This window comes from Glutamicibacter soli, assembly GCF_003309065.1.
Classification (GTDB): domain Bacteria; phylum Actinomycetota; class Actinomycetes; order Actinomycetales; family Micrococcaceae; genus Glutamicibacter; species Glutamicibacter soli.
In genome coordinates this window covers 210,501-226,018 of sequence record NZ_POAF01000003.1, presented here as the reverse complement: position 1 = coordinate 226,018, position 15,518 = coordinate 210,501, and the positions used below count along the sequence as shown (strand labels likewise).

At 65.2% G+C, this 15,518-nt stretch carries 10 protein-coding genes; 5 read left to right on the top strand and 5 right to left on the bottom strand.

Translation table 11 applies throughout. From position 1 onward, the window contains the following. Nucleotides 1-4 precede the first annotated feature (4 nt). The 5 genes from C1H84_RS07655 (at nt 5) to C1H84_RS07635 (ending at nt 8,067) form a co-directional block, all read left to right on the top strand. The gene (locus tag C1H84_RS07655; protein WP_113607027.1) at nt 5-1,417 is read left to right on the top strand and encodes a dihydrolipoamide acetyltransferase family protein; all 1,413 of its coding nucleotides are present in this window, start codon (nt 5-7) and stop codon (nt 1,415-1,417) included. Nucleotides 1,418-1,510: 93 nt separating this feature from the next. Beyond that, complete coding sequence (locus C1H84_RS07650) at nt 1,511-3,058, top strand: hypothetical protein (protein WP_113607026.1); 1,548 nt, start codon at nt 1,511-1,513, stop codon at nt 3,056-3,058. Next, the gene (locus C1H84_RS07645; protein ID WP_113607025.1) at nt 3,055-5,610 is read left to right on the top strand and encodes a DUF5129 domain-containing protein; all 2,556 of its coding nucleotides are present in this window, start codon (nt 3,055-3,057) and stop codon (nt 5,608-5,610) included. The genes C1H84_RS07650 and C1H84_RS07645 overlap by 4 nt, the downstream gene beginning before the upstream one ends. Before the next feature lie 191 nt (nt 5,611-5,801). After that, the gene (locus C1H84_RS07640; RefSeq protein WP_113607024.1) at nt 5,802-7,202 is read left to right on the top strand and encodes an FAD-binding oxidoreductase; all 1,401 of its coding nucleotides are present in this window, start codon (nt 5,802-5,804) and stop codon (nt 7,200-7,202) included. A 319-nt stretch (nt 7,203-7,521) separates the two neighbouring features. Next, the gene (locus tag C1H84_RS07635) at nt 7,522-8,067 is read left to right on the top strand and encodes a hypothetical protein (RefSeq protein WP_113607023.1); all 546 of its coding nucleotides are present in this window, start codon (nt 7,522-7,524) and stop codon (nt 8,065-8,067) included. A 202-nt stretch (nt 8,068-8,269) separates the two neighbouring features. Here C1H84_RS07635 and C1H84_RS07630 read toward each other — a convergent pair whose 3' ends face one another. From C1H84_RS07630 to C1H84_RS07610, 5 genes are all read right to left on the bottom strand, one after another. Then, a complete protein-coding gene (locus C1H84_RS07630; RefSeq protein ID WP_342352850.1) occupies nt 8,270-10,288 on the bottom strand; it encodes a S9 family peptidase in 2,019 nt (672 codons plus the stop codon). Nucleotides 10,289-10,474: 186 nt separating this feature from the next. Further along, nucleotides 10,475-11,929 (bottom strand): amino acid permease, encoded by a 1,455-nt coding sequence (locus C1H84_RS07625; RefSeq protein WP_113607021.1) that lies wholly within the window; start codon nt 11,927-11,929, stop codon nt 10,475-10,477. An 11-nt stretch (nt 11,930-11,940) separates the two neighbouring features. Continuing rightward, on the bottom strand, nt 11,941-13,353 hold the full coding sequence (locus tag C1H84_RS07620) for an aspartate ammonia-lyase (RefSeq protein WP_047120151.1): 1,413 nt from the start codon (nt 13,351-13,353) through the stop codon (nt 11,941-11,943). Between the two features lie 32 nt (nt 13,354-13,385). Beyond that, the gene (locus tag C1H84_RS07615) at nt 13,386-14,372 is read right to left on the bottom strand and encodes an asparaginase (protein ID WP_244910843.1); all 987 of its coding nucleotides are present in this window, start codon (nt 14,370-14,372) and stop codon (nt 13,386-13,388) included. After that, nucleotides 14,369-15,073 carry a FadR/GntR family transcriptional regulator gene (locus C1H84_RS07610; protein WP_113607020.1) on the bottom strand — a complete coding sequence of 235 codons (705 nt, stop codon included), beginning with the start codon at nt 15,071-15,073 and terminating at the stop codon, nt 14,369-14,371. The genes C1H84_RS07615 and C1H84_RS07610 overlap by 4 nt, the downstream gene beginning before the upstream one ends. Between the last annotated feature and the right edge of the window lie 445 nt (nt 15,074-15,518).

The window sequence follows — 15,518 nt, the reverse complement described above, 5'->3', positions numbered from 1 at the left end:
GAACATGACCGTCTTTAACCTGCCCGATGTGGGCGAAGGCCTGACCGAAGCCGACATCGCCTCGTGGAAGGTCGCCGTGGGCGACACCGTCGAGGTCAACCAGGTCTTCGTGGAAATCGAAACCGCCAAGTCCCTGGTGGAGCTGCCCAGCCCGTTCGCCGGGGTGGTCACCGCCCTGCACGCCGCCGAGGGCGAGACCGTGCTGGTGGACAACCCGCTGATCACCATCGACCAGGAGGGCAACAAGCCGGCCCCGACCGGCACCCCGGAACCGGCCGAGGCGCTGGCCACCGCGGCGCCCGTGGCCAGCGAGGAGCCCGGCCCGCTGGTGGGCTCGGGCCCGACCGCAGACTCCTCGGTGCGCCGCGAGCGCACCAACCGCCCGGCGCCCTCCGCTCCGCCGGCGGCGGCCCGTCCGGCCGTGCGCGCCTCGGCTATTGCCGACACCATCTCCCGCCGCGCCGCCTCGCTGGGAAGCGCGGTGACCCGCGAGGTCGACCGCGCCAAGCCTGCCATGGCAAGCTTCGTCGACCGCGTGCTCGCCAAGCCGCCGGTCCGCCGCCTGGCCAAGGAGCTGGGCATCGACATCAACGATGTCGTGGGCACCGGAACCCAGGGCGAAATCACCCGCGAGGACGTCAACAGCTACCAAGCCCAGCGCGAGGCCGAGCACGCGGCGGCGCCGACCTACTGGGCCCATGGCCAGCTGGCCGACGCCCGCGTGGACCGCACCGCGGTGCGCGGCGTGCGCAAGGCCACCGCCAAGGCCATGGTGGACTCCGCCTTCACCGCCCCGCACGTGTCGATCTTCGTGGACGTGGATGCAAGCCGCACGATGGAGTACGTGGCCCGCCTGAAGAAGTCCCGCGACTTCGAGGGCATCAAGGTCTCCCCGCTGCTGGTGCTGGCCCGCGCCGTGATCTGGGCCGCGGCCCGCAACCCGAGCGTGAACGCCAGCTGGGTGGAAACCCCGCAGGGCGCCGAGATCCACCAGAAGCGCTTCATGAACCTGGGCATCGCGGCCGCCACCCCGCGCGGCCTGCTGGTACCGAACATCAAGGACGCCCAGAACCTGAACATGAAGGAACTGGCGGTCGCGTTGAACGACCTGGCCACCACCGCCCGTGCCGGCAAGACCTCCCCGGAGGACATGCGCGGCGGCACCCTGTCGATCACCAACATCGGTGCGCTGGGCATCGACACCGGCACCCCGATCATCAACCCGGGAGAGGTCGCGATCGTCGCCTTCGGCACGATCCGCCAGAAGCCGTGGGTTGTGGACGGGGAGGTCGTCCCGCGCTGGATCACCACGCTGGGCGGATCCTTCGACCACCGCGTGGTGGACGGGGACCTGTCGGCCCGCTTCATGGCCGACGTCGCCTCGATCCTGCAGGAACCTGCGATGCTGCTGGACTAGTTCCCGACCCGCAGCCAAGGCCCCTTTGAATCCTCTTGATTCAAAGGGGCCTTGGCAGTTAAGAAAAGCAGCTGTTGATACAATCGTTGGATTATGACTTATCTGCTTTCGACTGCCCGGCGAACCGCGACGGCCCTGCTGGTGCTTCTTCTGCTGGTGCTCGGGGGATTTCTTGCGGCGCCCGCGATGGCGGACGAACAGATTTACGAGCCGATCTACCCGGTGGGCCCCAGCGACGCACCGTCGAAAGGCCAAGACGAAGACAAGGGCAAAGGCACGATCCGCGTCCCGGACCTGGTCGCCGAAGAAGGGGACTTCCACCTGGCGGTCATCGACTCGGTACAGTCCCAGATCGACAACCAGAAAGTCCTGGACGCGGTCCGCGAGACCATGGGCCAGACCAACGCCAACATCGTGGTGGGTGTCGATGCCGCCGACAATGCGATGGAAGGCGGGGCAGCCCAGTTCATCCGTGCCTTGACCCTGTTCGGTCCCACCTCTTACCTGCTCCTGCACGACGACTGGCCAGACAGCACCGACACCAAGGGCTACATCCAAGACGGCTGGATTGTCATTGGCCTGATGCTTCCGGACAAGGATGGCCAAGGCGCTCAGATCGCGATCGACAAGGCTTGGAACGTGACCGGGGACCGTTCGGCGGCCCTGTCCAACAGCGTTGCCGCGCTGCGGCCGATGATGGACAAGGAAGACTACACCCAGGCAGTTATCGAATCGGTGCGCATCACCACCGAGGAATTGAAAGCGCCCAAGAACACCCTCGGCGCGTTGCTGCCGGCCAGTTCAGAGGGCAAGCGGACTGTGCTTTTCGTGGTCCTGGGTGTGCTGGGCGCATCGCTCACCACCTACGTTGTTTTCCGCGGCGTCCGCAAGCGCCAGCGTCAGTCAACCACGGAGCGCAGCGCACGCGCAGCACAGCTGGCCCAGCAGCTGCCGCAACAACTGCGCGACCTTGAATCCTGCAAGCTGCCAGCCCTCAGCGCGGATGCCGGGGGCGTCATCCAGCAGCGCGCCGAACTGCTGGAACGGGCCATCGCACCGCTCGCGAAGGCAGGGCAGGAAGCGGTGCACCGGGTCTCGGCGGCAACTGCAGTCAGCCGCGCGGAACTTGAACGGCTGGAAGTGATCAGCCGGTGCCAGAAAGAACTGGTGTCGGCATGCACCGCGCTCAACGGGCTGCTCGGCAACTCGAATCCAAGCCGCCAGCGCTGGGGCTCGATTATCTCCGCGCACCGGCAGCTGCTGGATGAATGCGCGCAGTTCCTCGACCGCGTGGACGTCGCGCCACTGAAGGCCGCCTCGAGCGTGCGTGCGCATTTGGTGACCGATACGGACGCCCTGGATGAAGCCCAGCAGTGGCTGGATAAGCCGATGTCCGGAAGAGCAGAGCCGGTTGACATGCTGGAACGGCTCTGGGAACTGCGGCTCGCGCTGGCTTCGGATCTGGATCAGCTGCTGGAACAGGCAACGAGAAAGCGGATCAAGGTCCCGCACGAGCTTGCCGTCCACCGCGCCGACCGTCCAGAGGGCGGCACACGGAGGCTTGATGACCTGGCCACCCTGGAACAGGCGTCGCGGCAGGTGCAGCGCTGGATGGATGACCACCCGGGGGACAAGGCATGAGCCGGTTCACGGCCTTCGACTCGAGCGGGCGCAAGCTGCGCCGTCCGCACTCGCTGGCGCTGATCCCGGCAGTGCTCATGGCCTTGGCCACCACAGTGATTGCCGGGATGGGTCTGTCCACCTACGTCGCGTACGGGCAGGAGAACACTCCCCAGCACGAGGTGAAGATCGTGGTGGAAGGCACACACGACTGGAACATCAGCCAGGAAACCGTGGATGCCGCCGCCGGAGGTCCGATCCTCGCGCACCGACCGCTCACCTTGACCGTTACGGATCGATTCCTGACCGGCGACGAGCTGCTGCGCGGCATGGTCCCGGATCATGACATCCTGCTCAGCACCCAGCTGGAGAACCTCGAAACCGACGACCACAAGATCCAGCAGCGTTTCGAAGGCACCGCGGTACGCGCGGACCTGCTGGAGGGACGGGACCGCAAGGCGTACGACGAAACAGATATCCGTTTCGAGATCGACAATGCGTTCCGTGACAATCTGGGTTTGGGCCACGGACCGAAATCCGTTGTGGCCGCCGCCCAGCGCGCGGCAGTGGTGCTCTACGACCCGCCCAACACCAACCCGGTTTTCTGGATCTCGCTGATCGCCCTGGCCGCCACGGCGACCACGGTTTTCCTGCTGATGGCCCTGCGCTACAACCTGCGATGGGAAGCAAAACACCGCCGTCTCGTCGCGGCGCAGCGCAAGCTGGCCCGCGTCGTGCTGGACCTCGAAGCGCTCGAAGCGACCTTCTACGCGGCGCCGGAGACCGAGCGCCCACAGGGCTTCCGGAAATCCTGGCTCCAGCTGCAGAAACTGTCTCTGGACTTGGCCAGGTCCGAAAGTTCGCTGACCGAGCTGGTCTATTCGCGCAAAACCGCCTTCAGGGCGCAAACCGCGCAGCAACTCGCCGAATTCGAGGTGTCCGCCCGCAAGCTGACCAGCTTGTCCGACGCGTTGATGGGCGCAGGCTCCGTGCACGCGCGCCTGGTCGGGACCGGGACGACCTTCGACCGGCTCAGCGCGCCGATCAACGATGCCATGACGACGCTGCTGATCCGCTTGGAGCAGGCACCCGGCCGAATGGTCGCCAACGGCGACATCGAACAGCTGCGTTCGGCCCTCGGACAGCTGCTGGACGCAGCCGCCGGGGATCCGAAGAACCTGCAGGCCGTCGAAAAGTGGCAGCGGGCCGAGCAGCATCTGGTCGAGCTTTTGACCAAGCAGAAAAAGAAGATCTCCCGGTACCCGCACGGCAAGGTCGCCGCACCAGCTGGCGCGCCCCAGGAATACCGGGAGCTGAAAACCTCGCTGGGACTGGACGCCTCGACCGGCAGGGACGGCTACGCGAACGCGGCCTACCTGGATGCGCTGGCGAAATCCATCACCGGTGAAACCCTTGAGTCAGACCGGAAGACGACGGCAAAGCAGCGCACTGAATCGGCCTACCGGCCTAGTGGGCCGCGGCTGGCCGTGATGCTCACCGCCCTGCTGCTGGTCGGCATGATTCCGGCCGGCATCACTGCCGCAAACGTGGTTGAGGACCCGTTACCCGACAGGGAAGGCACCGGCCGCGGTGCGCAGCTGGAGATCGACGACCCCAGCGGAGAGCTGTCCGATACCGAAATCATCCGCTACATGGACACCGATTTCCCGGTGCCGACCAGCATGGTGATCGCCGTCCGCGACGCCGAAGCCTACCTGGACCTGAGGACTGATCCTCCCGGATCTGAATACCGCTCGGCAGAGCCCCTGAGCCTGCTGACGTCCCTGTACCGCATCAAGCAGGAATTTCCAGAACTGCTCGACCCGATGACGAAGGAATTGAAGGACGGCAAGGCCATCATCCCGGTGTTCTCCACGGACGAAGGGACAACCATCGCCCCCGGCCTGATCAGCCCGGAAATCAGCACGGGTCAATACACCCTCGGCGGCACTTCGAACTGGGAGCACGGGAGCATCCACGAAAGCACGTATCCGGATATCACCATCGCCAACGTGGTGGACGACTACGCCGAAGGCATCCAACTTAACGGCTTCGAAGAAGATACCTCGATCAGCTTCGGGGGACTGTTCTGGCTGCTGACCATGTTGTTCTTCTTCACCGTGGTGAACATCGTCCTGGTCATCCGGTTCCTGCTCACCGCCACGTCAAGTCTGGGACGTTTCGGGCGCGGGACCGCCTCGTTGCGCTCGGCCAAGAAGAAATTGGCGCGCCTACTCCTGGGACTGGACGAATCCCAGATCAACGCCGTGGCGGTTCTTGGGTCAAGCGGCAGCAACGGCCGCGCCGACGATGCAGGCCAGAGGCTCTTTGAACGTGCTCTGGCCATGGCGCTGCGGGAAGAACGGGAACTGGACGCCACGCCGTTGAACGAACGACTGCGCCGTGAGTTCAGCGCCCGCGTTGAGCACCTGGACCACCTGGCTGATGTCTTGGCCGAGCGCGACGCAGATGTCGCTCGCCGTGCCCAGAGATTGATCGAGGCCACACGCGGAGCCGGTGGAGATACTCCTGGCGGGGTGAAGTTGCCGGGACTGCACCCGATGAAAGCCTAGCGAGGGATGACAAGTCCGACTGGGCGTGAAAGCTTTGCGGATGCCTCAGTCCTGTCCTCTGGTTTTGGGGCTTGAACCATGAAATTGAGCCGAAAATCGCACGATCCTGCCCATTGCTCCATGCAAAATCCGGGAGGAGAATTACCCACACCCAAGTTCCGATGCGATCTGTCCGAAGGAGCGCGCGCATCATGAACAATCCACTAATCTCAATAGCCAATCTCAGATCGCTGGGTGCTTCCCTCAGCGGAACCCTTGTCACGGCAGCAGACCACGAGTACGATGATGCCCGCGCCCTGTGGAACGCCATGATCGACCGCCGGCCAGAGCTGATTATCAGGGCCGGAGAGCTCACAGACATTCCGCTCGCCCTTGACTTCGCCCGAAGCCATCACCTGCCGCTCGCCGTTCGCGGAGGCGGGCACAACGTGGCAGGGCACGGCACCGTTGACCGGGGCCTCGTCCTCGACTTGCGTGCTTGCAACAAAATAATGGTCAATCCGTCTCTGCGACAGGTGAGCACCGGCCCGGGAACCCTCCTTGGCGAACTCGACCAAGCCACGAGCGCCCACGGACTTGCCGTTCCCGTCGGGGTGATCTCGCGGACAGGAATCGCAGGACTTTGCCTGGGCGGAGGATTCGGCTGGCTAACCAGAGCCCATGGCCTGACCGTCGACAACCTCATTGCCGCGGAGATGTACACGCCGAGCGGCGAAAAAGTCCGTGCCGATGCCCGGGAAAATCCCGAGCTGCTGTGGGGCCTGCGCGGCGGGGGCGGCAACTTCGGGATCGTGGCCGACTTTACCTTCTCCGCGCATACGCTTCCGGAAACGGTGCTGGCCGGAAACCTGATCTACCGGGCAGCGCATTGGCGTGGAGCATTACATGCACTGCGGGACTGGGCCGCGAACCTGCCTGATGCAATGACGGTCATTGCGACAGCTCTGGTCCCGCCGGAGGAATGGGAACTGGGCACTGACACGATCCTCGCGGTCGGCTTCGTCTGGGCCGATCCGGATCATGCCGCCGGAAGCGCATGCGTGGAGCGGTTTACGGAACTTGCACCGCCGGATGTCCAGGATGTCGCGGCAATCTCCTGGCCTGAATGGCAATCATCCATGGATGACGTCTTTCCCAAGGGCGTTCGCGCCTATTGGAAGAACACCGGTTTTGATTCCCTCGACGACGACACCATCGCACTGCTGGTAGACAAGGCCACTCAGCTCACATGGCCGGGCACGGCCTTTGATCTGCATGTCATGGGCGGGGCCATGGGACGGGTAGCGGAGGAAGCCACCGCGTTTCCCGACCGCTCCTCGGCCTTCTGGATCAACATCTATGGATTTTGGAAGGAGCAGGCTCAAGACGCACACCATCGGGAATTCATCCGCGGATTCCATCGGGACATGAGTGCAGTGGCCGAAGGCGGCGAATACCTCAACTTCTCCAGCACCGATGCCCCGACGACCGGCGGCTTCGACGCCTTGGCAGTGTATGGGGAGCAAAAGTATGCTCGGCTGGCGGCACTGAAGCGGCGCTATGATCCGCACAATGAGCTGCGCCTGAACCACAACATCAAGGTCACGGGTTGACCCCAGCCCGTGGCGCATCACGGGAAGCCGGCTCAAGATGCCCCACTGTCCGGGCACGGCCCGGGGCGTTGACACGCGCCAGCCGTGCCGGGGGGGGTACCAGCGCCTTGAAGGCCGTCGCGGGCAGCGTCTGCCCCGGGTATTTGTTGAAGATGGAAGTCACTAACGGATAAGCAGACTTTGCTCGATCAGAACACGTCCGTGAAAGATGCGAAGAGCACCCGCTGAGCTGGAAGCTATCATAGGTTCAAATACAAAATAACCTTTGACAAGGGTCGAGTCGTTAGGCTCTGCCCGCGCTTAGAGTCAGGATCCACGGATGGAAGATACGCCAAAAGCGGTGCACAGCGAAGCCTACATTCTGGTTCCACACACCGTGGAGGACCTCGATGATTTCGTGGAGAACCCCGACAAGTATCTGGTGGACATGTACGAGGCACCAGAACGCGCTGCCGACATTTGGCGCAATCGGCTCAAGCGAAACCCCTATGGCGGAGAAGGATTGCTCCAGGTGGCCTACTATGGAATCGACCTGATTTCAGCGTCCCTCTGGGATAACGTTGCAAGCCTGTGGATGGATCTGGTCGAAGTCATCGATTCGTTCCTTCAAACGGGCGAGGGCGAAGGACTATTCCCCGGTTCTCCAGTGCCGATTCACTTGCGTTCAAAAGGCCGTTCGACACTGTTCACCGTAGATGAGCAGACGAACGTGGTGGATCCGAAGGATTTCATCCCGGGGATGCTGGATGAAGCCCAGCGCTACTTCGAATGGATTCAGGAGAATATCGGCACTGACGAGTCCGGTGACCTTGGGGCAATCAACGAAGTTCGCGACTTGTTCGTTGAATGGTCTGCTCGTCACTAGACGCCTCGTGCATTAGAAAGCTGCAAGCGGCGCACTCGGCTGGTCCTTGGTTCCAACAACAGCAGTACCGGATCGGTGTGTCATGGACGGCACCTGCGTCAGTGGTGGCGCTGTTTATCGTGCCCATCAACGGGGAAACCCACCAGCCCTTTGGCTCACGCCGGGCGCTGGTGGGTTTCAATACCGCCATCAAGAAGCTGGGCTATCCCAGCAGCTCAGGCAGTTCGCCCGGCTCCTGTCCCAGCACGTTCTCGGCCAGGAATCCGGTGACCACCTGGTACCAGATCTTCGCGTGTTGCGGGGCGAGCACCCAGTGGTTCTCGTCCGGGAAGTACAAGAAACGGTGGGCGGTGGTACCGTCCGCCTGCTGCGGCAGACCCGAGGAAGACAGCAGCTCGTACCACAGGCGCAGTCCTTCGCCGATCGGCACCCGGTAGTCCTTGTCGCCGTGAATGACCAGCATCGGGGTGACGATCTTGTCCACCGAATGATGCGGCGAATTCGCCTCGATCATCTCCGGGCTCATCTCGCGGGTCCAGTAGAACGAGGCGTCGGTGGTCTTCCCGAAGCCGTCCAGTGCCCAGAGGCTGGCGTGGGTGACGATCGCCTTGAAGCGGTCGGTATGACCTGCCACCCAGTTGGCCATGTAGCCGCCGAAGGATCCGCCCATGGCCGCAGTGCGGGTTTCGTCGATGTCGGCGCGCGCCTCGGCCGCGTCGGTGATCGCCATCAGGTCCGTGTACGGCGCCTGGCCCCAGTTGCCCCAGCCGCGCTGGATGAAGTCCTGGCCGTAGCCGGTGGACAGGGCAGGATCCGGCAGCAGCACCGCGTAGCCCTGCGCGACCAGCAGCCAAGGGTTCCAGCGCCAGCTCCACGCATTCCAGGAGTTCAGCGGTCCGCCGTGGATCCACAGCAGCAACGGAGCCTTGTTCTGGGCGCTGGCGCCTTCGGGCAGCGCCAGCCAGGCGCGGACCGTTGCCCCGTCGACCTCGGTGCTGACCTCTTCCAGGGTGCCCGGCAGCTGCGGACGCGGTGCGGGGGAGGGCAGCTCGGTGACCTGGACGTAATCGCCGGCTTCCAGGTCGCCGATGTGGGTCAGGTCCAGTGCGACCGGCTCGGCAGGGTGCTCATAGCTTGCGCGCAGCGCATAGGCGGCACGGGAATCCGGGCTCACCAGCACGTTGGTGAAGGCGCCGGAGTCGGTGAGCCGGGTGACGCGGTCGTTTTCCAGACGCAGGTGGAAGACCGGGCCGTGCCCGTCCTCGTCGGCAACCAGCAGCAGCGACATGCTGTTGGGGACCCACACGATCTCCGTCGCCCAGCGGTCCCAGCCCACGGCGATCTGGTAGGACTCGCCGCTGGCCAGGTGCATGACGAACAGCTCGCAGGCCGGAGCGGAATCAGGAGTCGAGCGGCGCCAGCGCGCGTAGGCGAGCTTGGCTGAATTCGGGCTGATCTTGCCCATGGAGTATTCGTAGGTCTCGTCGGGGGCCAACAGCATTTCCCGGGCGCCGGTATGCATGTCGATGCGCATCAGGCCGACGGCCTGGTCGCCGCGGCCTTCCGGGACAATCCATTCGGTGATCAGGAAGTCGCCATTGGGCGCGACATCAGAGGCTGCCTCCACGAGGCTGGCGCCGATCCCGGGTGTCAGGTCGGCCAGCTCGCTGTGCTCTTGCCCGGCAGGCAGGCTGGTTGCGTACAGGTGCGGGGTGGCCGGACCCAGGTCGTGGTCCCAGTAGCGCACCGGGTAGCCGGTGTGCAGGATGGCGGAGACCTTCTTCTCCTTGCGGGCCGCGCGCAGCTTGGCCTCGTGCTCCAAGCCGGTGGCCCGGCTGAGCGCCGAGGAACGCACCAGCACGGTCTGCGGAGACTTGGCGCAGGTGGCCAGCGATTCGACCCCCGCCGGATGGGTGATGACCGAGCGGGCTTCGCCGCCGGCGGCCGGCAGCAGCCAGCCTTCGGCCACGGCGTCGTCCTTGGAAGAGCGCTTGGCGGTGAACAGCAGGTCGCCGTCTGCGGTGAAGACGGGGCTCGACTCCCCGTGCTCCGAGTAGGTCAGCCGGCGGGCCGGGTTCTTGCCGGCCGGATCGATTTCCCACAGCGCGTTGGTGTATTTGGTGGCGTCCTCGCTCAGGGTGCTCAGAGTGGTGACCAGCCGACGCCCGTCGGGGGAGAGCGCCATGCCGCTGATCCGCGGCATGGCGACGTAGGAGTCCAATTCCTGAAATGGATGCTTAGAGTGTTTCACCTCACACATCATGCCACTATCTATGCCCTTTGCACTACTGGAAACCCAGATCATGTCGGAGGCCAACTACCCTTGATCGGCGCGGCCGATGCGCAGGGACGACCGATGGCCCGGGAAGAATCCCGGGCCATCGGTGGTGGAACAGCTGCGAAGCGGCTAGACCTTTTCGGACTGCGCCTCGGCGTTCAGCCGGGCGGAAGCCAGCTGGTTGATGCGGCCGCGGCACAGGTACCAGCCGCCGATCAGTATCGGAATGATGACAACCAGCGAAGCGATGGTCCAGGTGCCCACGGGGTTGTCGAAGGCCATCATGACCAGCACCGCGGCAAGGAACGCCAGCGTCACCCAGCCGGAGACCGGAGCGAATGGCATGCGGAAGCTCGGGCGCTGCATTTCGCCGGCGCGGACCTTTTTCACCAGCGCCATTTGGCACAGCACGATCATGCCCCAGGAAGCGATGATGCCGACGGCGGCGAAGTTCAGCACGATCTCGAATGCCGCGGCCGGAACCACAGCGTTCAGCACCACGCCCAGCACTGCCACCGCAGCGGTGATCACGATGCCGCCGTACGGGACGCCGGAACGGTTCATGCGTCCGGCGAAGCGCGGAGCCGAGCCGTTCAGAGACATCGAGCGCATGATGCGGCCGGTGGAATACAGGCCGGCATTCAGCGAGGACAAAGCCGCGGTGAGCACCACCAGGTTCATCACCACGTCCATGCCCTTCACCCCGATGGAGCCGAAGAACGTCACGAACGGCGACTCCCCGGCCGAGTAGGCGGTGTACGGCAGCAGCAGCGAGAGCAGCACCAGAGAACCGACGTAGAACACTGCGATGCGGATGATCACGGTGTTGATCGCCTTGGGCATGACCTTCTCCGGGTTGGCGGTTTCGCCGGCCGCGGTGCCGATCAGCTCGATGGACGCGTAGGAGAAAACCACACCCTGCATCAGCACCAGCACCGGCAGCAGCCCGTTGGGCAGCAGCCCGCCGTTCTCGGAGATGATCGAGAAGCCGACCTCGTGGCCGTCGACCGGGGTGCCGAAGAAGACGAAGTAGCAGCCGATGACCAGGAAGGAGACCAGCGCGACCACCTTGATCAGGGCAAACCAGAACTCCATCTCGCCGAAGACCTTGACCGAGATCAGGTTCATGGTCAGCACCAGAGCCAGGGCGGCCAGCGCCCACAGCCACTGCGGGACCGAACCGATCCATTCCACGTACTTGCCGAAGAACGCCATGTACAGCGCGACGGCGGTGATGTCCACGATGGCGGTCATGACCCAGTTCAGCCAGTACAGCCAGCCGGTGGCGAAGGCCGCCTTCTCGCCGTAGAACTCGCGGGCGTAGGACACAAACGATCCGGTGGACGGCCGGTGCATGACCAGCTCGCCCAGCGCACGCAGGATCAGGAAGGCGAAGAAGCCGCAGACCGCGTAGCTGATGACGATGCCGGGACCGGCCTGGGCCAGGCGCCCTCCGGCGCCCATGAACAGGCCGGTGCCGATGGCGCCGCCAATGGCGATCATCTGCATCTGCCGTGGGGACAAGCCCTTGTGGTAGTCGGAGTCGCCGGCAGTCAGCGCCGCCTCGGGGGTGGTTTTCTCCATAGGGTTCCTTTTTAGTCGGAGAGGTTGGCCAAACGCTCTGGGGAGAGCAGCTCGTTCAGATCTTCGGCGGACAGCAGGCCGCGTTCAAGCACCAGCTCGGCCACGCCGCGGCCGGTGTGCAGCGCCTCCATGGCGATGGCGGTGGATGCGGAGTAGCCCAGGCGCGGGTTCAGCGCGGTGACCAGGCCGATGGAGTTCTCCACCTCGCGGCGCAGCGCGTCCTCGTCCACGGTGATGCCGTCGATGCAGCGGGTGGCCAGGGTCAGGCAGCCGTTGGTCAGGTGCTTGAGCGACAGGCCGATCGAATGCGCGATCACCGGTTCGAAGGCGTTCAGCTGCAGCTGGCCGCCCTCGGCCGCCATGGTCACGGTCAAATCGTGGCCCACCACCTGGTAGGCGATCTGGTTCACGACCTCCGGGATCACCGGGTTGACCTTACCGGGCATGATCGAGGAGCCGGACTGCACAGCCGGCAGGTGCAGGTCGTTCAGGCCCGCGCGCGGACCGGAGGAGAGCAGGCGCAGATCGTTGCAGATCTTGGAGATCTTCAGCGCCACGCGCTTGAGCACGCCTGACAGGTGCACGAAGGCTCCCACGTCGCTGGTGGCCTCGATCAAATCCGGGCTGGTGGTCAGCGGCAGGCCGGTCAGCTCGCGCAGGTGGCGGCACGCGGCCTCGGCATAGCCGGCCGGGGCGTTCAGCCCGGTGCCGATCGCGGTGGCGCCCAGATTGATCTCGGTAACCAGCGACAGCGATTCGGCCAGGCGGGCCCGGTCCTCGCCCAGGGTGACGGCCCAGCCGCCGAACTCCTGGCCCACGGTCATCGGCACCGCGTCCTGCAGCTGGGTGCGGCCCATCTTGACCACGGTGCGGAATTCCTCGGCCTTGGCCAGGCAGGAATCCTGCAGCACCTTCATGGCTTCCAGCAGCGGCTGGGTGGCGAAGTGGGTGGCGATATTAACAGCAGTCGGGTACGCGTCATTGGTCGACTGCGAGAGGTTCACGTGGTCGTTCGGGTGCAGGTACTGGTACTCGCCCTTGGCGTGGCCCATGATTTCCAGCGCCAGGTTGGCGATGACCTCGTTGGCGTTCATGTTGGTGCTGGTGCCGGCGCCGCCCTGGATCGGGTCGATGATGAACTGCTCGTGCAGCTCGCCGGCCACGATGCGCTCGCAGGCGGCGTCGATGGCCGCGGCGCGCTCGGCGTCCAGCAGCCCCAGCTCGTGGTTCGCGCGGGCCGCTGCCTGCTTCACGCGCGCCAGTGCGCGGATCAGGTACGGGTTGCCGGAGAGCTGGGTCCCGGTGATGTCGAAGTTGTGCTTGGCGCGCAGGGTGTGCACGCCCCAATAGGCCTCGGCTGGGATGTCGAGGTCGCCGATCAGATCATGCTCTACGCGGGTGGCGGCGAGCTGAGACTGGATCATGGGGATATTTCTCCTGTGATGGATGGGTGTTTCTAGAGTGCGGCCAGGCGGCCGACGGGCTTTCCCCCGCCCAGGGCGGGGCTTGAAAGCAGATCTTCGGGCACGCGAACGTGCGCTGCGAGCAGGGCCGCGGTAACCGGCATGCGGGCGCGGTCGCCGCCGTCGGCGATCTTCACTGCCAGCGCGGTGCCGTCGGGCAGGGCGACGGCCTGGATGCCCTCGAACCCGTCCTTGGCGATGGCGCCGGGAACCGCGCGCATCAGCGCGGTGACGTCGCGGCCCTCGCCGGCCACCAGCTCCGGGTAGGCGCGCATGGCGGCGGCGACGCGGCCCTCCGGGGTACCCTGCGCGGCGGAGGCGAGCCGGGCGAAGCCGCGGGCCAGCGCCGGCAGTGAGAGCAGGTAGACCGGGGTGCCGCAGCCGTCGGTGCTCTGCCCGGCGATGTCCTCGCCGGTGAGCTCCTCGACGGTTTCGCGCAGCAGCTGCAGCAGCGGGTGGCCTTCGCAGAGGTAGCTTTTCAGATCCCAGCCCTTGAGCTTGCACAGCGCCAGCAGCGCCGCGTGCTTGCCGGAGCAGTTCTGCGCCAGCTGGGTGGCGGAGCCGCCGGCGGCCAGCCAAGCGGCCTGCTCGGCGGTGCCGTAGGGCAAGTCGGTGGAGTTGCCCAGGGCCTGGAGGGACAGCCCGGCCGCTTCGAGGGTGGAGCGGGCGACGTCCTGGTGGCGCTGCGAGCCCGAGTGGCTGGCGGCAGCCAGGGCGATCTGCTCGTCGCTCAACTCCAGGCCGGCACGCAGCAGGCCCACGGCGAACAGCGGCTTGAGCGCCGAGCGCGGATAGTACAGCGCCTGGGTGTCGCCGCGGCTTTCAAGCACCGAGCCGTCGGGGCCCAGCACCACGGCCGAGCCGTAGTGGATGGATTCGATGGCGTCCCCGCGGGTGGCAGCTACCAGGGGGACGTGCTGCGGCAGGCCGTGGGCGGCCAGCGCCTGCAGGTCCGGCAGTTGGGTTTCGATGCGGGTCACTTGCTGCTCCTGACGATGGTGGTGATGGCATGGTGCACGGCGCTGAGGTGTCCGTTCATGGCTTGCGCGGCGGCGTCCGGATCCTGGTCGGCGATGGCCTGGACGATGAGGCGGTGCTCCTCGTTGGACGGGCCGGTGCGGCCGGCAACCAGGTTGACGGTCTCGGACTGGCGCGACATGGCTTCGCGGATGTCGCTGACGATTTTGGTGAACACCGAGTTGTCGCTGGCCAAGGCGATGGCGGCGTGGAACGCCGCGTCCAGCTCGACCCAGGCTGCCGGATCGTCTTCGTGCTCCATCTGGTCCAGCAGCCCGCTCAGCCGTTCGAGGTCTTCGGCGGTGCGCCGGCTGGCGGCCAGGGACGCGGCGGGGATCTCGATGTGCGGGCGGGCCTCATGCAGGTCGTCCGAGGAGAAGGTGCCCAGCTTGAGCTCGCGGGTGGGGCGGTGGGAGATCACGAAGGTGCCGCGCCCGGTCTCCGTGCGGGTGAGTCCCAGGGTGGCGCAGGACCGCAGGGCTTCGCGGATGACCGATCGGCTCACGCCGTAGTCCGCGGCGAGGCTCGCCTCGGATCCCAGCTTGGTGCCGAGCGGGATTTCCTGGGCTTCGATGGCCGCGCGCAGGGAGAGGAAAACTGCTTCCGCAGCGGAGCGGCGTTCAATGGGTTGCTGTCCGGGTGTCCAGCTGTCTGACAGGTTCACGAGTACGAGTCTTGCAGTGTAGAGCTCGTGAGTCAAGGAGCCGCTCTTGGCGGGCTGCTGAATACCCGAGGGGCGATGTTGCGCTTGGGGGACTGCAGCATCGCCGACGTGGATCGGTGCTTGGGGGACACCGGTCCTCGTCCCTCACGTTCGAGGCGCTCGGGCATCTACAGCTTAGTATCTTCGAGCAACTTTTGGGATACCCGTACGGGTGTTCTATCCGGAGGAAACGGGTCCACAGCCCTGACTTGCGTTTTGTCCGATGAGCATTGATGGACATCACACCGCACGTCGAAGACCGGTGTTGCAATGCCGTGACCATAAGCTAAGTGCTCCGTACCGCGTTCCGGACAGACGCCGGTGAGGATCTTCGCGCCGCGGAGAGAGCTGGGCAAATCAAACGAAGGGCGAGACAAGTGAAGCACTCTCGCTGGGGACCGCGCCT